Origin of the sequence: Leucobacter musarum subsp. musarum (genome assembly GCF_001273845.1) — a bacterium.
Lineage (GTDB): Bacteria > Actinomycetota > Actinomycetes > Actinomycetales > Microbacteriaceae > Leucobacter > Leucobacter musarum.
Genome location: NZ_JHBW01000087.1, coordinates 236355 through 256394 on the forward strand (window position 1 = coordinate 236355; position 20040 = coordinate 256394).

The window sequence follows — 20040 nt, forward strand, 5'->3', positions numbered from 1 at the left end:
CATAGTGCATTCGTGGCGAGTGTTCGAACGGCGGCTTATTCGGCGCGTGTCGCGTCTCGATGATGCGCCGTGGTTTCGAGGTATCGCGCCGCATTCTGGCGCACGGATTCGCGATCGTCCGCGTTCAACTCCCGTACGACCCGACCGGGTACCCCGACGACCAGTGAGTTCGGAGGGACGACCATGCCCTGCGGCACGATAGCCCCCGCGGCGACCAAGGTCCCCGCTCCGACGACGGCACCCGTGAGCACCGTCGCGTGCATGCCGATCAGACACCCCGCTTCGATGATCGCGCCGTGAATCATCGCGAGATGACCGACCGACACGTCATCGCCGATGATGGCCGCGTCGCCGCGCTGCGTGTGCACCACGGCGCCGTCTTGAATGTTCGTGCGCGCCCCGATGCGCACGGCATCAGAATCCCCGCGCACGACCGCGTTGTACCAAATGCTGGAATCTTCAGCGATCTGCACGTTGCCGACCACCACGGCTCCCGGGGCCACCCAGGTGGACTCGTGGATCTCGGGCGCGCCGTACGGTGCCACCGCAATGACGCGTCCGTGCAGATTGGGGTTCTCGGTCATCATCGAATCCCATCGTTGAGTGGGAAGCACCTCCCCGAAAAATGCGAACAGCCCTTACCGAAATGGTAAGGGCTGTGGTCGCTCCCCCGGCTGGGCTCGAACCAGCGACATCCTGATTAACAGTCAAGCGCTCTGCCAACTGAGCTACAGGGGATCATTGCGTCTGCAACCCCATAAGGTTAGCAAGCTCGAAACGAGCAGTGCAAATCGAACCGGCCCGGGCGATTCGCAGGCCTCTACTCGTCCGCAATTTCGTCGTATGCGGTGGCGCGCAACGCCTGAGCGAGGCGCTGCACATAGCCGTGATCCGCATTGCGGAAGATCTCGTTGATGTCTCCGCGGCCGACAAAGCGACCCTGCTGCATCACGAGCACCTCCTGCACCAACGCTTCGAGCATTCCGATGTCGTGGCTGATCAGCAGCATCGTCGCTCCCGTGCGCTCGCGATACCAGCGCAACAGTTCGACGATTTTGGGTCGATTGTTCGCGTCGACGCCGAGGGTCGGCTCGTCGGCGATCAGCAGGCTCGGGTCGAGCATGAGCGACCGGATCACCGCGACGCGCTGACGCTGACCTTTTGAGAGTTCGTAGGGATACTCCTGGAGTTTCGCGAGCGGCATCGCCACGATGTCCATCATCTCCGCGATGCGCTCGCCGAGCGACTCGCGGTCGAAGTGCTTGCTGCGCTCGACGATCGGTTCGAAGAGGATGTCGCCGACATTGAGTTCGGGCGTGAGCGTCGCCCCCGCGTCTTGCGCGAGATGCCCGACATGGGCGGTGAGTCGTGCCTTGGTTCGACGGCCGAGACGTTTCATCGGTACGTCCATCACCGTGGCTTCGCCGCCCGTCAGCTTGATGCGCGACGACTTCTCGTTTGCATCAAGCGCCCGACCTGCGAGAAACCGCGTGAGTGTCGACTTCCCCGAGCCGCTCTCTCCGAGCAGTGCGATCACATTCCCGCGCGCGACTTCAAACGTCAGGCCCTCGACCGCTTCGAATTCCCGACCGCCAGCGTGCGCCGGGTACGAGAGTGAGAGATCGGAGACGCGGATCGTGGGATCGGCATCGACTACGGGCTGGGGCATCCTGGAAACTCCTCCGGGGTTCGCGGCGTCCTGCGGCTGTCGAAAGCCTAGGGCATGTGCGAGTTCGGTCCAGGAATTTTCCCGGCACGTTGCTCATTCATCGCGCAGGCTGCGCCGCGCAGCCTCGAGCGCCACCAGTTGCTCCTGGATGCGTCGCGCGCGCGGATCGCTCGAATCACCGAGTCGCTGGTGCCGTGCGAGCAATTCGCGCTTCAGCTCAACGAGGTCCCGATCGAGCAGTGAGACCACGACGTCTCTGGAGTAGGCGGCCAGCTGTTCGCTTTTGCTCTGCGGAATGGGCAGTGGCACCATCGCGAGCTCACGCACCAACCCGTGATGCGTCTCGGGAACGGCTGCGATCACCGCGTCGAGCCAGCCGGGAGAACCGAGCTGTGAGAGGCCGACTGCCAACCCATCGCGCACGATGCGCAGATCGGGTTCGAAGACCTGCGCGGTCACGGCCTGCTGCAGCAGGTCCGCGCCGATACTGTCGCCCTGCTGCAGCATCGCAATGATCGCGTCGCGTTCGAGGCGCGTTGTCGAGGCATTGTGCAACATGGACACGCTGATGCGGCGTGGTGCCTGAGGTTCGGAGCTTGCGCCCCCCGCACCACTGGCGTAGGGGTCGCCTGCAGTGCCGTAGGGGTCGTCCCCCCCGAACGCATCGCTGAGTGAGTCCCCATACGGGTCGCCAGGGCCAGAGGCCTGCGCGGCGACGCGCTGACGGGCAGGCGCCCCACGCTGCTGCCCGCGCTGTTGCGCGCCACCGCCGGTGCGCGGCTGCGGCCGCGGGGACCGCTCCGCGCCGCGCACGGCCTGCTGCACCTCCCCCAATTCTGCACCGAGCATGCGTGCGAGCTCGCGCGTGTACCCGGGTCGAAGCGAGGCGTCTTTGATCTCCGCGATGATGGGTGCGGCCTCCCGGAGTGCCGAGACGCGCCCTTCGACGCTATTCAGGTCGAATCGCGCAATCGCCTGTCGCAGCGCGAATTCGAACAGGGGCACCTTGCGCGTGAACAGTTCGCGCACGGCTTCATCCCCGCGATGCTGCCTAAGGTCGGAGGGGTCGAGACCTTCCGGAGCGACCGCGACGTACGTCTGCGCGGTGAACCGCTTCTCTTCGCTGAATGCGCGCAGCGCGGCCTTCTGGCCGGCTTCGTCGGGATCGAAGGTGAACACGACCTCGGCTGCAGAATCATCGCCCATGATGCGGCGAAGTACCGCGATGTGGTCTTTGCCGAATGCCGTGCCACAGGTCGCAACGGCGGTTTCAATGCCCGCGAGGTGACAGGCCATGACGTCGGTGTACCCCTCGACCACCACGGCGCGCTTGCCCCGCGAGATCGCCTTCTTCGCAAGATCGAGTCCGTAGAGCACCTGCGACTTGTGGTAGACGGGAGACTCGGGGGTGTTCAAGTACTTCGGACCGTTGTCGTCGTCGTAGAGCTTGCGAGCACCGAAGCCGAGCGTCTGGCCGCTCGTATCGCGGATCGGCCACACGATCCTGCCGCGGAAACGATCGTAGGCACCACGCTGGCCCTCAGAAGCGAGCCCGGAGAGCACGAGCTCTTGCGGGGTGTAGCCCTGCGCGCGAAGATACCCGGTCATGCCGTCCCACCCTCGCGGGGCGTAGCCGACACCGAAGTGCGCGCACGCGGCCGCATCGAACCCGCGGGCCGTGAGAAATTCGCGTGCGGTCGTGGCTTCGTCGCTCTGCAGCTGCTCCACGAAGAACGCCGCAGCTGACTGGTTCGCCGCGAGCAGACGCGCCCGATTCGGCCCATCCTCGCGCTGAAACCCACCTTCTTCGTACGTCAGTACGTAGTGGATGCGTGCGGCCAGGCGCTCGACGGTCTCCGCGAACGTGAGGTGGTCCATGCGCTGCACGAAGGTGAACGCGTCGCCCGACTCGCCGCACCCGAAGCAGTGGTAATACCCGAGTGCTGGGCGCACGTGGAAGCTCGGGCTCCGCTCATCGTGGAACGGGCAGAGCCCCTTCATCGAGTCGATGCCGGCGTTCTTCAGCGTGACGTAGTCGCCGACGAGATCCGCGAGATTCGTGCGCCGCTTCACTTCCTCAACGTCGCTCGCCCGAATCCTGCCTGCCATAGGGCAGAGTCTAGCGCCGCACGACGCGCTCCTGAGCGCGCCCGCACGCTCCCCGCGCATGCCCCGCTCGGTGCAGCGCGCGGCACGGTGCCGGTCGCGTCACACGAGCGGGATGTCGCAGAGTCGCTTGTGCCAGGCGATCGCCGACTGATCGGTGAGCGAGGCCACCTGATCGACGATGGCGCGCTTCCGCCCGGCGTCGTCCGACGCTTCACGGAAATCAGCGGCGAATGCGGGCTCAAGCTCGCTGTCGCCGGTCTGCCACAGGACGTCGAGCAATTCGTTCAGCAGCTCGCGCTGCCGGCGGTAGGTCGGTTGCCGTCGACCGCTGGCCATCACGAACGCCGCAACGATGCCTTTGAGCACGGCGATCTCCGCTCGAATCTCACGCGGCACGATCACCGAGGCGCCGTACCGAGCGAGTGGAGCCCCGTCAGCGGACTCGAGGGTCGCAGCGATCGAGCCGCGCGCGAAATGCCCAATCATGTCGCTCGTAAAATTCTTGAGCTGTGCCTGATGAGCGCGCGTGCCATCCCATCGGGTGAGCCAGTTCGAAGTTTCTGCGATTCGATCGTACGCAGCACCCAGCTCGTCGCGCGAGAACGAGCCGTCGGCCCACTCGGAGACGTCGGTGATGAGCCCGTCGTGCCCGGAGCGTGCGGTCAAGATCTCAGGATCGATGAAACCGCTCACCACCGCGTCTTCGAAGTCATGCACGGAGTAGGCGATGTCATCCGAGAGGTCCATGGCCTGCGCCTCCGCGCACTTCTGCCGCTCGGGAGCGCCCGCCCGGAGCCAGGAGAAGACGGGAGCGTCGTCGGCGAAGTATCCGAACTTCGCGCTGCCGGGCTCCGCTTCAGCCAAACTCCACGGGTACTTGCAGCTCGCGTCGAGCGTCGCCCGCGTCAGGTTGAGCCCCACACTGCGACCGTCGGCATCGAACCGCTTCGGCTCCAGCCGGGCCAGCACGCGCAATGTCTGCGCATTGCCCTCGAACCCGCCCGCATCGGCGACCCACTCGTTGAGGGCCTTTTCACCATTGTGCCCAAAGGGCGGGTGACCGAGGTCGTGGGCGAGGCAGGCCGTATCGACCACGTCTTGTGCGAGATGCAGGGCGACGGCGAGCTCGCGTCCGATTTGCGCGACTTCAAGGGAGTGCGTCAGGCGGTTGCGCGCGAAATCGATGCCCGCAGTCGGGCTGAGCACTTGCGTTTTGGCGGCGAGCCGACGCCAGCCGCTGGAGTGCAGCACGCGCGCGCGATCGCGGGCGAAATCGCTGCGACCGCCGCCGTGTGACTCCGGAACGTAGCGTTCCGCGTCTGCTCGGTCGTACCCGATGGGCAGCCCGGGGTCACCCACCGGAGTCGTCTCGCTCGGCCTCGGCGAGGTCGGCGTAGTCAATGCCTTCGCTGGTGCGGCTCTCGAGCCAACGATCGGGCAGCACAACGCGCTTCGGGCTGCCCGCGCGACCGCGCTGCCCTTCGGCTCCCTCACCCGGATACGGCATCGAGCCGTCCATCGTGGCGAAGATTTCGTCCATATGCGCGATCGACTCGACCGCAGCCAGCGCTCGGCGCGTATCGCCGCCGACACCATAGCCCTTGAAATACCAGGCGACGTGCTTGCGAATGTCGCGGCAGGCATGCGGTTCATCGTCGTCGTAGAACTCGACCAGCAATTCGGTATGGCGACGCATGGCTTCCATAACGAAGCCGAGCGGCGGCTTCGCGATCGCCGCCTCGGCCTCCGACGCGCTCATCTCGCCGGCTTCGGCGCGGAACGCCGCGGCGAGATCCCCGAACAGCCAGGGGCGTCCCAGGCAACCACGGCCGACGACGACACCATCGCAGCCGGTCTCGCGAACCATGCGGATCGCGTCTTCCGCGGACCAGATGTCGCCGTTGCCCAGCACGGGAACGCTGGTGATCGTCTCCTTGAGCGTCGCGATCGAGCTCCAATCGGCGTGACCCGAGTAGAACTGATTTGCGGTACGACCGTGCAGCGCAATGGCGGCGACGCCCGCACCCTCCGCCGCACGCGCGGCGTCCAGGTAGGTGAGGTGATCCTCATCGATGCCCTTGCGCATCTTCACCGTAAGCGGGATGTCGCCCGCGGCGCGCACGGCCCCCTCGACGATGGCGCGGAACAGATCACTCTTCCAGGGCAGCGCCGAGCCGCCACCCTTGCGCGTGACCTTGGGCACCGGGCAGCCGAAATTGAGATCGATGTGGTCGGCCAGGTCTTGATCGACGAGAAAGCGCACCGCCTCGGAAACGGTCTTCGGATCGACGCCGTAGAGCTGAATCGATCGAGGCGTTTCGCTCTCGTGGTGCTTGATCAAACGCAGCGACGCGGGCGTGCGCTCGACCAGCGCACGGCTCGTGATCATCTCGCTGACGTACAGGCCGGCGCCGTATTCTCGGCACAGTCGACGGAACGCAGTGTTGGTGATGCCGGCCATGGGTGCGAGCACGACCGGCACGTCGAGTGCGAGCGGGCCGATGCGCAGGCGGGCGTCACCGAGAGTCTGGGAAGTCATATCCGCTCTATTCTCGCAGATCAGGAGGCGGTGGGCGTGTCGACCGCGCCGCCGAAGCGACGGTCGCGGGCATGGTAGATGCGAATCGCCTCCCACAGCTCGCGCCGCCCGAAATCGGGCCAGAGCGTGTCTTGGAACACCATCTCGGCGTAGGCCGACTGCCACAGCATGAAGTTGCTCGTGCGCTGCTCCCCCGAACTGCGCAGAAAGAGGTCGACGTCAGGGAGTTCAGGCACATACAGGTGGCGCTCAATCGTGCGCTCGGTGATGCCGTTCGGCGACAGACGCCCGGCGCGCACCTCCGCCGCGATCTCTCGCACCGCATCGGTGAGCTCGTTCCGACCGCCATAGTTGACGCACATGGTGAGGGTGAGCCCGGTGTTCTTCGCGGTCGCGCGCTCGGAGGCCTGCAGCTCGCTAATGACCGATCCCCAGAGTCTGGGTCGTCGACCGGCCCAGCGCATGCGCACGTTCCAGGCGTCGAGCTGCGCACGCCGTCGACGCAGCACGTCGCGATTGAACCCCATGAGAAACCGCACCTCGTCGGGCGAGCGCCGCCAGTTCTCGGTCGAGAAGGCGTACACACTGAGATGCCGCACGCCCGCCTGAATCGCTCCGGCGACGACATCGAGCAGCGCCTGCTCCCCCATGCGGTGGCCCTCGACTCGTGGCAGGCCGCGCCGATTCGCCCACCGTCCGTTGCCGTCCATGACGATCGCAACGTGCTTCGGGGCCGGTCCGGCGAATTGCGGCGGCTGCTCTCCGGTCCAATCGACCGGAACGAGCGTGGTGGGCGCGGAGTGCATGCCTGCCAGTGTAGAGGCGCGCCGCCGAGCGTCAGTTGCGCGGCGCGCTGAAGGAGCGGAGCCCGCGCTCGAGGTGGAACTGCGTGTACGCCGCAGCGATCCCGGCCGCCTGGCCGCGCTCGCGCTCAGTCGCCGACAGGGCCCCGTCCCAATCGCCGACGAGCAGCGCCTCGAGCAGCGCGATGCTCCCCGGATCGAGTCGGGGCGACCCGGGCGTACGGCATTCCTCGCACACCACGCCACCGAGTTGCACGACCACCGCCGTGTGCGGGCCGGGGCGCCCGCATCGCACGCAGTCGGTGAACCCCGGTGTCCAGCCCGCGATCGACAGCGCACGCAGCAGGTACCCGTCGCGCACCAGTTCCGGAGGAATCCGGGCCGCGGCGAGTGTGCGGAGCGCGCCGACGAGGAGGCCGTAGAGTTCGCGCGATGTGTCGCCCTCGCCCAACCGTTCGGCGGTTTCAACGATCACGTTGCCGGCGCGATATCGGTCGTAGTCGGCGCTGATCTGCGGGCCGTAGGCCCCCAGGGTCTCGGCCTGAGTGATGGTGTCGAGTGTGCGGCCCTCGAAGCACTGCAGATCGGCGACCATGAAGGGTTCGAGACGGGCGCCGAACTTCGACGAGGTGCGTCGCACGCCCTTGGCCACCGCTCGCAGCAGCCCGCGTCCGGGCGTGAGCAGGGTGACGATGCGGTCGGCCTCGCCCAGCTTGTGGGTGCGCAGCACGACCCCGGGTTCGCGGTAGAGGGGCACCCCTTCAGTATCGCGCAGTGCGTGATATCCACGTGGAGATTCCGCGAGCGGCGCAACTGCAGGTGCGCGAGAATGGACGGGTGTTCGACGAGACGTTCCGGATCCCGCTGTACGCCGATCTCACTGCCGTGGGGGTCGGCAGTTTGCAGGGCGCGATGTTCGCCGCCGGGTTCAAACGCATCGACCTGCTCGGCGTCGCGATCATCGGCATCTTCTCGGGGGTCGGCGGCGGTTTTCTTCGCGACGTCTTCCTCGGCCAATCGCCCGTCGCGTTCACCGACAACCTGTACCTGCTGGTCGCGACCGGTGCCGCGTTCCTCGGCATGCTGCTGTCGCGGGTTCTCGAGAAGGTCGACCCCGCCATCACGGTGCTCGACGCGATCAGCATCGGCATGTTCGGCGCGATCGGAGCGACGAAGGCGCTCGCACTCGGCCTTCCGGTGATCCCCGCGCTCTTCATCGGCACGGTGTCGGCCATCGGCGGAGGGGTGCTGCGCGATCTGATGCTCAACATTCCGATCGCGGTCATGCACGTCGGCTCGCTGTACGCGGTGGCAAGTCTCGCCGGCGTCGTCGTGCTCGTGGGTCTGCTCGCACTGGGTGTGCCGGTGATCACTGCCGGCATCGTGTGCGTCATCGTGACCGCCCTCGTGCGCTTGCTCGCGGTGCGCTTTGGCTGGAGCCTCCCCGAGCAGCGCGCCATCAGTCGCATCCAGTTGCGTCGGCAGCGTCAGGTCGAACAGGCGATCGAAGAGGCGCTGCACACGGGAACGCTCACACTGCCGATCACGCTTCCCGATACTGATGATGTCGCCGGGTACGGGCGCCATTCGGCGATGCCGGATCGCGAGGACGACGACGATCCGACGTCTCACGAGCGCTAGGCGATCTGCAGCAGTCGCCAGGGTTCAGGCTCGCGGGCCGCTGCGACGCCGACCGACCTTCGCTTCGGCCTCCCGCCAGGCGCGTTGGGCCGGCGTCTCCCCCGCGGGTGCGGCACCGCGCTGTGAACGGTCAGCGCTGCCACCGCGCGACAGGTGCCAAGCATGGGTGATCGCGAGCGCGAGCGCGTCGGCGGCGTCGGCCGGTTTCGGCGGTGCGGCGAGCCCGAGCAGGCGCGTCACCATGGTGGTCACCTGCGCCTTATCGGCGCTGCCGTATCCGGTCACCTGCGCTTTGACCTCGTTCGGGGTGTAGAGCGCCACGGGAATGCCTCGGCGCTCCGCGAGGAACATCACGACACCGCTGATCTGGGCGACGCCCATGACGCTGGGGAGGTTCTGCTGGGCGAACACGCGCTCCAGCGCGATTGCTGCTGGCTTCTCGCCGTCGAGCAGACGTTCGATTGCGGAGCCCAGCTGGTGCAGGCGCGCGGGCAGCTCGGCGGTGGCCGGGCTGCCCAGTACCTCGACGTGCTCGAAGGTGACGCGACGACCGGCCCCGGCCGTCACCACGCCGATTCCGCAGCGGGTGAGACCGGGGTCGATCCCGATGATGCGCGTCATGCGAAAGTCGCGCCGAGCGCTCGGGTCACTCGTCTTCGGCGAGTTCGGCCTGCACCTCAGAGGTGAGGTCGAAGTTCGCGAATACGTTTTGCACGTCGTCGCTGTCTTCCAGTGCATCGATCAGTCGGAAGACCTTGCGCGCCGTATCGGCGTCGATCTCGACCTTGAGGTTCGGCACGAACTCGGCGTCGGCCGAGTCGTAGTCGATTCCCGCATCGACGAGCGCGGTGCGGGCGGCAACGAGCTCAGACGCCTCGGTGACGACCTCGAAGCTCTCGCCGTTGGGTGCCGCGTTCACTTCTTCGGCGCCGGCCTCGAGCACGGCGCCGAGCACGTCGTCTTCAGTCGTGCCCTCTGCGGGCACGGTGATGACGCCCTTGCGGGCGAAGTTGTAGGCGACGCTGCCGGGATCCGCCAACGTACCGCCGTTGCGGCTGAGTGCCGTACGCACCTCGGCGGCGGCGCGATTCTTGTTGTCGGTGAGACACTCGATCATGAGCGCGACGCCGTTCGGGCCGTAGCCTTCATAGACGATGGTCATGTATTCGACGGCGTCGCCGTCGAGACCGGCTCCGCGCTTGATCGCGCGGTCGATGTTGTCACCGGGAACCGAGTTCTTCTTCGCCTTCTGCACGGCGTCGACGAGCGTCGGATTGCCCGAGAGGTCGGCGCCACCGATGCGCGCGGCAACCTCGATGTTCTTGATGTACTTCGCGAACGCCTTGGCGCGACGCGAATCGATGACGGCCTTCTTGTGCTTGGTCGTCGCCCACTTGGAGTGTCCGGACACGGGAGCTCCTCTTGATCGTGATGGAAAAGGGTGGTCTGGGATTGATTCTACGAGCGCTGCGGCCCGGCATCTGACGGCGCTGGCCAGGCCTCAGCGAACAGATCGCGCACTTCGCCGAGCAACTGCGGCATCGCCTTCGTCTTCGCGATGATCGGGAAGAAGTTGGCGTCCGAGCGCCAGCGGGGTACGACGTGCTGATGCAGGTGCGCGGCGATGCCGGCCCCCGCGACCTCTCCCTGGTTCATGCCGATGTTGAAGCCGTCGCAGCGCAGCACCTGCTTCGCGACGCGCATCGCGATCTGCGTCAGCTCACCGATTTCGGCAACCTCGTCTGCGGTGGCCTCGTCATAGGTCGAGACGTGGCGATACGGGCAGACGAGCAGGTGTCCGCTGTTGTAGGGGAACAGATTGAGGAGCACGTAGGCGTGCTCGCCACGAGCGACGATGAGCGCCTCGGAATCGGTACGGCCGGGCGCTGCGCAGAACGGGCAGTCGTGCTGCTCGGGCTGCGAGTGATCGGCGACGTACACCATGCGGTGCGGCACCCACAGTCGTTGCATGTCGTCGGCGACGCCCACGGCACCGCTCTCGTCGAGGGACTCGACCGGAGCAGTGCCGTCGGCGCGGTCGCCTACTCCGACCATGCGGTGGAGACCTGCTCGTGCGAACGAATCGCACCGGTGATGCGCGCGATCGCCTCGGCGACCGGCACGCCGTTCATCTGGGTGCCGTCGCGGAAGCGGAAGCTGACGGCACCCGCCGCGCGATCTTCCTCGCCCGCGATGAGCTGGAAGGGGATCTTGGCCTTCGTGTGCGTGCGGATCTTCTTCGGCATGCGGTCGTCACCGTGATCGACCTCGGCGCGCACGCCGTGCTCACGGAGCTGCGCAATGACACCGTCGAGGTACTCGCCGTACTGCTCGGCCACGGGGATGCCCACGACCTGTGTCGGCGAAAGCCACACGGGGAACGCGCCGGCGTAGTGCTCGAGCAGGATCGCGAAGAAGCGCTCCACCGAGCCGAGCAGGGCGCGGTGAATCATGACCGGCTGCTTCCGCGTGCCGTCGGCCGCCTGGTACTCGAGTTCGAACAGTTCGGGCTGGTTGAAGTCGAGCTGCACCGTCGAGAGCTGCCAGGTGCGGCCGATCGCGTCTCGGGCCTGCACGGAGATCTTCGGGCCGTAGAACGCCGCGCCACCGGGGTCAGCGACGAGCTCGAGCCCCGACTCTTCTCCGACCTCGCGCAGGGTCTCCGTTGCGATCTCCCACTGTTCGTCGGAGCCGACAGACTTCTCGGGATCCCGCGTCGACAGCTCGAGATAGAAGTCATCGAGACCGTACGCCCGAAGCGTCGCGAACACGAACTCGAGCTGCTGCTTGATCTCGCCCTTCACCTGATCGTCGGTGACGTAGATGTGCGCATCGTCCTGGGTAAGGCCGCGCACGCGGGTGAGGCCCGACAGCGTGCCGCTCTTCTCATAGCGGTACACCGTGCCGAATTCCGCGAGACGCAGCGGCAGCTCGCGATAGCTGCGCGCCCGGGCGCGGAAGATGAGGTTGTGGAACGGGCAGTTCATGGGCTTCAGGTAGTAGTCCTGGCCCTGCTTGATGACATTGCCCTCGGCGTCTTCGACCTCGTCGAGGTGCATCGCCGGGAACATCCCGTCCTTGTACCAGTTCAGGTGCTGGCTGGTCTCGAAGAGCGAGCCCTTCGTGATGTGGGGGCTGTTCACGACCTCGTAGCCGTTCTTCAGCAGCTCTTCGCGCATGAACGTCTCGATCTCGTGGCGGATGATGCCGCCCTTCGGGTGGAAGACCGCGAGGCCCGACCCGATCTCGTCGGGGAAGCTGAAGAGGTCGAGTTCGACGCCCAGCTTGCGATGATCGCGCTTCGCCGCCTCTTCGAGGCGCGTCTGGTAGGCGCGCAACTCGTCCTTGGTCGGCCAGGCGGTGCCGTAGATGCGCTGCAGCATCGGGTTCTTCTCGCTGCCGCGCCAGTAGGCTCCTGCCGAGCGCATAAGCGCCCAACCGTTGCCGAGCAGGCGCGTGTTGGGCACGTGCGGGCCGCGGCACAGATCTTTCCAGCACAGCTCGCCGGTCTTCGGGTCGACGTTGTCGTAGATCGTGAGCTCTGCGCCACCGACCTCGACGCTCTCGCCGTTCTCGTCACCCGCCGATCCGCCCTTCAGCCCGATCAGTTCGAGCTTGTACGGCTCGTTCGCGAGCTCGGCGCGCGCTTCGTCTTCGGTGACGACGCGACGCACGAAGCGCTGCCCCTGCTTGACGATCTTCTGCATCTCAGCGGAGATCGCTTTCAAATCTTCAGGCGTGAACGGCGTCTTCGGGTCGAAGTCGTAGTAGAACCCATCGGTGATGGGCGGGCCGATGCCGAGGCGCGCCTCGGGGTTGATGCGCTGCACCGCCTGCGCGAGCACGTGGGCCGCCGAGTGGCGCAGAATGTTGAGACCGTCGGCCGACTCGATCGAGATCGGCTCCGCCGTGTCCGTCTCCGTCAGCTCCGTCGCAAGGTCGCGCAACTCGCCATTGACGCGCATCGCGACGATCGAACGATCGGGGAACCGGGAGAAGCCATCGGCCACGGGTGAACTCCTGCACTGTGGGTGTCGGAAATGCTGCGCACGCCGTTGCGGTCGCGCAGGACCGGCACTGCGCCGATCACCGTACGATCCTACTGCGTTCCCCCGACGTGCGGCGCGGAGTCGGCCGCCGCGTCGACACCCGATGCAGAGCGGAACCGCGGCCGACCTGCGGTGAACCATACGATCGCGCCGACCAGCGGAACGACGGCGATGAACACGATCCACGCGATCATCTTCGGCCACGTCAGCTGCGGTTCGAACTTGGCGAGCGACAGGATCGCGGTGAGTCCGATGGCGGCATGCGTCAAGGCGAAGACGCCGGGAACCACGTCGAGCGCGGTGATGGCCGGAGGAAGCATGCCTCTCAGCCTACTTGCGCCGGTCAGCGCCCGAGCACGCGGCGGGTGTAGTCGTTCGCGAACGTTCGCTCGGGGTCGAAGACGTCGCGGGCGGCGAGGAAGTCGTCGAATCGAGGGTACGCAGACTCGAGATCAGACCGCCTACGACCGTGCATCTTGCCCCAGTGCGGGCGGCCGTCGTAGCCGCGCAAGATCGATTCGACTGCTGAGAAGTAAGGCTCCGGATTCTCTCTCCAGTAGCGGTGCACCGCGATGTACGCGCTCTCGCGACCGTAGGCGGTCGAGAGCCACAGGTCGTCTGCTGCGGCGAAGCGCACCTCGATCGGGAACGATACCCGCCACCGTCGTCGTTCGATCAGCGCGCGCACCTCGCGGAGGGCCGCAGGCAGAGCTTCTGCAGGAATGGCGTACTCCAGTTCGCGGAAGCGTACGCGTCGCGGGCTGGTGAACACCGCGTGGGAGTCGTCGGTGAACGAGCGCCTGCCGTAGACCGCAGCGGCGAATCGGTTGATCACGGGCGTGGCAAACCCCGCCACGGTGCCGACACTGCAGATCGCCCAGTGCGCCGCCGTTCCGAGCAGTTCGTCCTCCAGCCAGCCCCGCACCGCGTGCGGCGTGGCGAATGCCGCGTCAGGGGTGAGACGCGCGTTCGACTTAGTCGACAATCGGTCCGTGTGCGGCCACCAGTACGCTTCGACGTGGTCGATCGCGCGTGCACGGTCGAGCAGGTCGTCGATGACTGCGAACGGTTCGGAGCGCTCGACGGCGTGCAGCAGAAACGTCGGGACGCACTGCAGTTCGACGGCGACGAGCACGCCGAGTGCGCCGAGTCCCAGTTGCACGGCCGGAAGCCATTCGGGGTGCGCATCGGTCGCGATCCTGCGGATCTCCCCGGTGCCGTCGACCAGCGTCACCGCAGTGATCTGCGTCGCGAGGCCGCCGAAGCCGATCCCCGTACCGTGAGTACCGGTCGAGACGGCACCGGCGATCGTCTGCGTGTCGATGTCGCCGAGATTCTGGACGGCCAATCCGAGAGGACGCAGGATCATCGGGAGTTGTCGCAAACGTGTGCCGGCACCGATGGTGACGCGCCGCGACTCCGGATCGTGTGCGATCAGCCCGGAGAGCGCTGCGACATCGACGAGCACGCCATCCGTCATCGCAATGTCGCTGAACGAATGCCCGGCGCCGATCGCTTTCACGGTCTCACCGTCTGCCGCTGCACGACACACGATGTCCGAGAGCTCTTCGGCGGATGTCGGTGCCAGAATCCGTATGGGGTGAGCATGGGCGCTGCGCCCCCAGTTCTCGACGATGCGACCGCGGCGGGTACGCAGGCGGTCGAGTTTCGGATCCGACGACGATCTCGAGTCAGTCACAGGAACGCCTTCCCCTCGCCGCGATAGGTGGGTACCGAATCGATCACCTGATCTCCCTCTACGACGTGCAGCACATTCAGATGTTCAGAGATCTCCCCCGATTTCGCGTGTCGCAGCCACACCCGATCGCCGACCTCGAGGCCGCGCGCGGCGGCTCCGCGCAGCGGAGTCTGCACCTCGCCAGCGGCCTCGCGCGGCAACGTGCTCAGCCCTGGAGGCCACACCGGGATCGGTTGGCGGCTGGCCGTCGATGGTCCCGACGCGATCCACCCACCGCCGAGCACCGTCGCGACCGCTGGAGCGGGGCGGCGCACCACGGAGAGTGCGAAACCCACCGCGGGAGCCGGCGCGAACTGTTCGTAGTGATCGAACAGGCCTGGGCCGAAGAGCCCGGACCCCGCCGCGATCTCCGTGACGGAATCATCGAGCCGAGTGGATTCGATCGACCCCGTGCCGCCCCCGTTCACGAATTCGAGGTCGTTGCCGTGTGCTCGGACGACCGACCGCACCAGGGCGACCGCCTCCGCTCGTCGTTCGGCGAGTTCAGCCATCGACGCGCGTTGCATGGCGCGAATTGCGATCCTGCCCGGACCCGAATTGGGAACGCCCGCGACCTGCGCCTCGTACGCCATGATGCCGACCACCCGAAACCCCGCACGCCCCGCAGCCGCGGACGCCAGACTCGCGAGCCCCGCCGGCGACCGCACCGGGGAACGGAAGACCCCGACGTGGCCCAGAACCGGCGAGTGCAACGAGGCGTCCAGTTCCAACGCCACCCGAACGGTCTCGCGCTGCGCCGGCGGCAGCACGCTGTCGATACAGTCCAGCTGAGACACATCATCGACCATCAGGGTGATCGCGGCAGCCCGCCGCTCGTCGGTCGCGAGCGCCGCGATCGCCCCGCGATCCGCTGTGGGGTAGGCGACCACAATGTCGTCGAACCCGGCATTCGCGAGCCAGAGCGCCTCAGGCAGGGTGTACGCGAGCACTCCCGAAAACCCGGGAATCGCGAGCACCGATTCGAGCACGGCCCGCACCCGCAACGACTTGCTCGCGACACGTATCGGCGTCCCCTGCGCTCGCCGCAGCAGATCGTGAGCATTGTGCGCGAGGGCACCCCGGTGCAGCACGCCGAACGGCGGATCGAGCTCGCACGTCGCAGCATCGATGCGGGGCCAGTACGCCGCAGGGTTCGCCCAGGGGTCCCCTCGTGGCGCTGTCAGGTCAATCATCGAACACTCCTCACGTAGTGCACGCTCCAAGCGCCGAGCAGCGAGCACACGCCGCTGACGAGAAACAGTGCGAGAAATCCTCCGGTAGCGCTCACGACGATCGCCCCGAGCAGTGGTGCGAGCGCCTGCGGCACGGCGTTCGCAATGTTCATGATGCCGAGATCTTTGCCCCGGGTCGCGGCGTCAGGGAGCACCTGCGTCGCAAGCGCCTGATCGACGGCGAGGAAGCACCCGTACCCGAGGCCGAGCAGCACTGCGGCCACCAACGCGAGCGAATAGCCCGGCCACACCGCGAGCAGCAGGCCGCCGACCGCCTGCAACCCGGCCGAGACGGCGACGAAGACCTTGCGCCGGCCGAGGTGATCCGAGAGCCTGCCGCATACGAGCGAGGCCACGACGGTCATGGCGGTGTACACGAGCGACAAGACAAGCAGGTCGTCGTCAGCGTGTGCCCGGTGGAGCCCGAATATCAGGAAGTACAGCAGGAGGCCCGTGCCGAGTGCATTGCCCGTATTCACGAGAATGCGCGACAGCAGCGTCCAACCGAAGTCGGGGAAGCGACGCGGGCTGATCCAGAACCCGCGGGCCACGGCAGCGGCGCTCCAGGGCGCGCGGTGACGGCGGTCGAGCGGCGAATCCGGCAGCCGCAGGGCGGGGAGCACCAGCACGCAGAGCGCCACCGCGAGGCCAATGTACCCGGCGATGATGCCCGTCAGCACCACGGTCACCAGCAGCAGGCCGAGCACCACCCCGACGCCCTGCGGCGCCGAAACGAACCCGGAGACGAGGCCTCTCTGAGACACGGGCACCTGGTCCGCGATCATCGCGGTCAGCGCCGCTGTCAGCGCGCAGAACCCGGAAATAGCGAGTGACCAGCAGACTGCGATGCCCCAGTACGACTCCTGCAGCCCGAGTGCCATCAGGCAGCAGCCGAACAGCAGGGCTCCCCCAGCGATCCAGGGGCGGCGTCGCCCCCACCGCGACGTCGTGCGGTCGGAAAGCGCCCCCGCCAGCGGATACGCGATGATCGCGCAGACGGCAGAGATCCCGCTCACCGTGCCGAAGGCGACGACGCTCCCGATCCAACCATCGGCCCGCACCAATCGTTCGACCTGTGTCGGGAGGAGCAGTTGCATCGGCGCGAGCTGGGCCATCCACACGCCCAGCCACGCAACTGAGAACGCAGCGATCCACGGGGCCGAGACCCGGCGTGATGGTGGGGTAGTCGCCTCCGCCTCAACCGACGACGGCACGTCGGTCTCGCGCGCCCGGCCGCGATCTCGACTCACAGCGACCGCGTATCCGCGTGCACGAGGATCGCCGCAACCACAGTATCCAGAGCCAGCACGGGCGCGACCCCATCGACAATGTGCGCGATGGTCAGGCCGTCGGTCAATGCGACCACGACGGTCGCGATCTCATCGACGGGAACGCGCCACCGAGTTCCTGAGATCTGCCCGGCCTCGACAAGCAGGTCGGCGACGAGTGACCGGTAGCTGTCGTACTGCGAGCGCACGAGTGCCCGGGAGTCGTCATGTCGCGACGCATCGAGCGTCAATTCGAGCATGCCGTGCTCGCGTCCGGGATGCTGCACCACGGTCTGCATGTAGCGTTCCATGCCGTTGCGGACGAAATGCCGAAGAACAGCGTCGCCGGTGGCGTCTGAGGTCTCGACACCGCGTTGCGCGCCTGCCCCACTCGCGAACACCGCGTGCACCGCTTCGCGTTCGTCTCTGACGACCCTCTCGACGACCGCCTCGAGCAGGGCATCGCGGGAGTCGAACGCGTAGTGGAGGCTCGCAAGGCTCATGCCCGCCTCTTCAACAATCGCGCGAGTGGATGTCGCCGCGAGCCCCTCTCGGCTGAGCACCCGCAACGCGGCATCGACGAGCGCGGCTCGACGCTGATGCACAGGAACACCCATCAATCCTCCTCGTCGAGAATGTGGGTCAACTGTCCCAGATTCGCCGGAGGAACGCAATGGGGTGAAACGCATTAGGCCCGCAACGCGTAATCGCTGCGGGCCTAATGCTGGTGTGGTGGGCGATACCAGACTCGAACTGATGACCTCTTCCGTGTGAAGGAAGCGCGCTACCAACTGCGCCAATCGCCCGTCTGCACTGGAGTTTCATGTCTGAAACTGCGCGGTGCCAACCTGATCGATCATACACGGATCGCAGGCTCACTCTGCCCCACCAGTCTCGAGGCGCAGTATTTCGCGGAATCAGGGCTAATCGGTCGGGCGTGTCGTAATCGGCGCGAGATCACTGTTGAGCTGTTCATCAAGTTCGGCGCTCACCTCGCTGAGCTGCTGCAGATCATGGCGGAGCCCGTTGTATCGGTCGATGTCGCCCTGCAGATCGGCGAGTTCCGTATCGAGGGCGGCGCGACGCTCGGTGAGTGCGCCGGCGATCACGGCCTGCGCATTGGGGTCTTCCGCATACGTGCCGGCCGCGACATCGGCCGAGAATGCGCTCGCGTCAGCGTTGAAGACCTCCACCGCCTGACCGTACGATTGCTTGCGCGACTCCACATCGGCACGCAGCGCCGTCATTTCAGACTGCAACTGATCGGCTTGCTGCTGCAACTCCTGAAACACCGTGTGATACGTGTCGAACCCGTCGATCAGGTCTGATCGCTGCTCGAACCACTGCGCGTAGTGCCCTTCGAGCCAGGGCGGAAGCTCGCGCACCTCGGTACCAAAGACCGAATGCAGCTCGTTCGCGAACGCGGTATCTGACAGATGCTCGTACACCGACATGCGCTCTGCGAGTTCGGGGTGCGCGGGAACCAGGTCGTCGTAGACCTCGCGCAGCTTCGCCGTCATGAGCGTGCGATCGCCCTCCCCCATGCGCGACCACACGGCGTGCAGCAGCTCGTGAGCCGCGGTGACCTCGACGATTCCACTCACGCGCTCATCAGTGACGTCGAACAAATGGATTCGGTCGCCCGCATAACACCCGAGCACGTGACCCTGTTCCGAGTGGTCGACTTCGGCGCACTGCTCATTGAAGTGCTGACTCCCGTCGATAGTCGGGTGCGTCGCGGTGAAGATGCGCAGACCCGCGTCGGTCAGCTGCAGCGACTCCGAGAGCTCTGCCACCTGCGGGCTGAACTCAAACCCGATCGCAGCGAAGCGATCTTTGAGCTCCTGCCGATGCATCATGACGAACGCCACGAGCGCGACGACGAGCAGGAAGACCGCGAAGCCCACCCATCGCTTCACCACCGACCCCGCGCTTTCGGACATGCATCCACAGTATCCGGGGCCGCCGACACGCATGCGAAAACTTCCAAAAACGGCGAAATCACGCCAATACTGCGTGCGGCGCGCCCGGGATGGCGAGCCTGATTTGCACCCCCGCTCAGGCTTCCCTATAGTTAATCAGGTCGCGGAAACGCGGCGGAAATGCGGATGTAGCGCAGTTGGTAGCGCATCACCTTGCCAAGGTGAGGGTCGCGAGTTCGAGTCTCGTCATCCGCTCCAGCGGCCGAGCTTGCTCGGCCGCTTGTGGTAACAACCACTACGGTGGCGTGGCCGAGAGGCGAGGCAGCGGCCTGCAAAGCCGTATACACGGGTTCGAATCCCGTCGCCACCTCGTCTATAATTTCATAGCCTGTACAGGCGCGATTGGCGCAGCGGTAGCGCGCTTCCCTGACACGGAAGAGGTCACTGGTTCGATCCCAGTATCGCGCACTCCCGAAGACCCTTGAGAAATCAAGGGTCTTCTTCATTTTACACGTGGTCAACATGCCATTGGTCAATATCTGGTCAACATCGTTTCGTGTCCTGACCAGCACATTCGGTCAGAGTCCGTGGTACCCTGTCTGATGACCCGCCAGCGACGGCGCGTCTGTGCAGGATCCCCGTCCGACTCGGCTGGGCGGGAGCCTAGGGCAAGCCGAGCAGCGAATACAGGCCCTCCGACGGGAGTCGCACCCCGCCGAAGCAAGATAGCGAGATCAGCGAAGATCACCACCGCTATGGAGCTTCGATGACCACCACTGCCCGCACCCGCACCACCGTCCGCAAGACCGGCACCGCCACCAGCGATGAGCTGCTGCGCGCCTACACGATCCCCGAGGTCGCCGAGCGCCTGAGTATCAGCGTGAAGACCGTGCAGCGCATGATCGAGCGCGGCGAGCTGACCGTGTTCTACCCGCGTGGCAAGAAGGGTAACAACAGCCCGCTTCGCATCTCCGAGCAGGCGCTGCGCGACGTATTCGCGCGCACCGCCGCCTGACCTCCGCAAGAGCCGTCTCAACAAAGAGATGGCCCTCGCGGTATCCCCGGTCGTC

At 66.2% G+C, this 20040-nt stretch carries 19 protein-coding genes and 5 tRNA genes; 5 read left to right on the top strand and 19 right to left on the bottom strand.

Going from position 1 to position 20040, the window contains the following annotated elements; all coding sequences use genetic code 11:
• Window positions 1–35: 35 nt before the first annotated feature.
• The 8 genes from CH42_RS10090 to recO form a co-directional block, all read right to left on the bottom strand.
• Window positions 36–584, bottom strand: a complete 549-nt coding sequence (locus tag CH42_RS10090; protein ID WP_053353559.1) for a gamma carbonic anhydrase family protein — start codon at window positions 582–584, stop codon at window positions 36–38.
• An 81-nt stretch (window positions 585–665) separates the two neighbouring features.
• A tRNA-Asn gene (locus CH42_RS10095) sits at window positions 666–738 on the bottom strand.
• 82 nt (window positions 739–820) lie between these two features.
• The gene (locus tag CH42_RS10100) at window positions 821–1669 is read right to left on the bottom strand and encodes an ATP-binding cassette domain-containing protein (RefSeq protein WP_053353060.1); all 849 of its coding nucleotides are present in this window, start codon (window positions 1667–1669) and stop codon (window positions 821–823) included.
• Window positions 1670–1762: 93 nt separating this feature from the next.
• Window positions 1763–3778, bottom strand: coding sequence for a DNA primase (gene dnaG / locus CH42_RS10105; RefSeq protein ID WP_053353061.1), 2016 nt, complete (start codon window positions 3776–3778; stop codon window positions 1763–1765).
• Window positions 3779–3877: 99 nt separating this feature from the next.
• The gene (locus CH42_RS10110; RefSeq protein WP_053353062.1) at window positions 3878–5137 is read right to left on the bottom strand and encodes a deoxyguanosinetriphosphate triphosphohydrolase; all 1260 of its coding nucleotides are present in this window, start codon (window positions 5135–5137) and stop codon (window positions 3878–3880) included.
• Window positions 5130–6317 carry a tRNA dihydrouridine synthase DusB gene (gene dusB, locus CH42_RS10115; protein WP_053353063.1) on the bottom strand — a complete coding sequence of 396 codons (1188 nt, stop codon included), beginning with the start codon at window positions 6315–6317 and terminating at the stop codon, window positions 5130–5132. Before dusB ends, CH42_RS10110 begins: the two co-directional genes overlap by 8 nt.
• A 20-nt stretch (window positions 6318–6337) precedes the next feature.
• The gene (locus tag CH42_RS10120) at window positions 6338–7123 is read right to left on the bottom strand and encodes an isoprenyl transferase (RefSeq protein WP_053353064.1); all 786 of its coding nucleotides are present in this window, start codon (window positions 7121–7123) and stop codon (window positions 6338–6340) included.
• Window positions 7124–7154: 31 nt separating this feature from the next.
• Window positions 7155–7877 carry a DNA repair protein RecO gene (recO, locus tag CH42_RS10125; RefSeq protein WP_053353065.1) on the bottom strand — a complete coding sequence of 241 codons (723 nt, stop codon included), beginning with the start codon at window positions 7875–7877 and terminating at the stop codon, window positions 7155–7157.
• Window positions 7878–7957: 80 nt separating this feature from the next.
• On the opposite strand from recO, the gene CH42_RS10130 reads away from it, so the two are divergent.
• Window positions 7958–8761 (top strand): trimeric intracellular cation channel family protein, encoded by an 804-nt coding sequence (locus tag CH42_RS10130; RefSeq protein WP_053353560.1) that lies wholly within the window; start codon window positions 7958–7960, stop codon window positions 8759–8761.
• Between the two features lie 24 nt (window positions 8762–8785).
• Here CH42_RS10130 and ruvC read toward each other — a convergent pair whose 3' ends face one another.
• The 11 genes from ruvC to CH42_RS10185 form a co-directional block, all read right to left on the bottom strand.
• A complete protein-coding gene (ruvC, locus tag CH42_RS10135) occupies window positions 8786–9382 on the bottom strand; it encodes a crossover junction endodeoxyribonuclease RuvC (protein ID WP_053353066.1) in 597 nt (198 codons plus the stop codon).
• Between the two features lie 25 nt (window positions 9383–9407).
• Window positions 9408–10172, bottom strand: a complete 765-nt coding sequence (locus tag CH42_RS10140; protein ID WP_053353067.1) for a YebC/PmpR family DNA-binding transcriptional regulator — start codon at window positions 10170–10172, stop codon at window positions 9408–9410.
• A gap of 47 nt (window positions 10173–10219) precedes the next feature.
• The gene (locus CH42_RS10145) at window positions 10220–10816 is read right to left on the bottom strand and encodes an HIT family protein (RefSeq protein WP_053353068.1); all 597 of its coding nucleotides are present in this window, start codon (window positions 10814–10816) and stop codon (window positions 10220–10222) included.
• Window positions 10804–12771, bottom strand: coding sequence for a threonine--tRNA ligase (gene thrS, locus CH42_RS10150; protein WP_053353069.1), 1968 nt, complete (start codon window positions 12769–12771; stop codon window positions 10804–10806). The genes CH42_RS10145 and thrS overlap by 13 nt, the downstream gene beginning before the upstream one ends.
• A gap of 89 nt (window positions 12772–12860) precedes the next feature.
• Entirely contained in the window at window positions 12861–13130 is a 270-nt protein-coding gene (locus CH42_RS10155; RefSeq protein WP_053353070.1) for a PLDc N-terminal domain-containing protein, read from the bottom strand.
• A 23-nt stretch (window positions 13131–13153) separates the two neighbouring features.
• The gene (locus CH42_RS10160; RefSeq protein WP_239684010.1) at window positions 13154–14509 is read right to left on the bottom strand and encodes a D-arabinono-1,4-lactone oxidase; all 1356 of its coding nucleotides are present in this window, start codon (window positions 14507–14509) and stop codon (window positions 13154–13156) included.
• Complete coding sequence (locus CH42_RS10165) at window positions 14506–15741, bottom strand: amino acid deaminase/aldolase (RefSeq protein WP_053353071.1); 1236 nt, start codon at window positions 15739–15741, stop codon at window positions 14506–14508. Before CH42_RS10165 ends, CH42_RS10160 begins: the two co-directional genes overlap by 4 nt.
• Window positions 15738–17030: an MFS transporter gene (locus tag CH42_RS10170; protein WP_239684011.1), complete on the bottom strand. Its 1293-nt coding sequence runs from the start codon at window positions 17028–17030 to the stop codon at window positions 15738–15740. The genes CH42_RS10165 and CH42_RS10170 overlap by 4 nt, the downstream gene beginning before the upstream one ends.
• Window positions 17027–17665 (bottom strand): TetR/AcrR family transcriptional regulator, encoded by a 639-nt coding sequence (locus CH42_RS10175; protein ID WP_053353072.1) that lies wholly within the window; start codon window positions 17663–17665, stop codon window positions 17027–17029. Before CH42_RS10175 ends, CH42_RS10170 begins: the two co-directional genes overlap by 4 nt.
• 113 nt (window positions 17666–17778) lie before the next feature.
• A tRNA-Val gene (locus tag CH42_RS10180) sits at window positions 17779–17854 on the bottom strand.
• A gap of 117 nt (window positions 17855–17971) precedes the next feature.
• On the bottom strand, window positions 17972–18991 hold the full coding sequence (locus CH42_RS10185) for a hypothetical protein (protein ID WP_053353073.1): 1020 nt from the start codon (window positions 18989–18991) through the stop codon (window positions 17972–17974).
• Between the two features lie 161 nt (window positions 18992–19152).
• On the opposite strand from CH42_RS10185, the gene CH42_RS10190 reads away from it, so the two are divergent.
• The 4 genes from CH42_RS10190 to CH42_RS10205 all read left to right on the top strand — a co-directional run bounded on the left by CH42_RS10190 (window position 19153) and on the right by CH42_RS10205 (window position 19985).
• Window positions 19153–19228: transfer RNA gene (locus tag CH42_RS10190), tRNA-Gly, on the top strand.
• A 41-nt stretch (window positions 19229–19269) separates the two neighbouring features.
• A tRNA-Cys gene (locus CH42_RS10195) sits at window positions 19270–19340 on the top strand.
• A gap of 26 nt (window positions 19341–19366) precedes the next feature.
• A tRNA-Val gene (locus CH42_RS10200) sits at window positions 19367–19438 on the top strand.
• Window positions 19439–19736: 298 nt separating this feature from the next.
• A complete protein-coding gene (locus CH42_RS10205; protein ID WP_053353074.1) occupies window positions 19737–19985 on the top strand; it encodes a helix-turn-helix domain-containing protein in 249 nt (82 codons plus the stop codon).
• The last annotated feature ends 55 nt before the right edge of the window (window positions 19986–20040 follow it).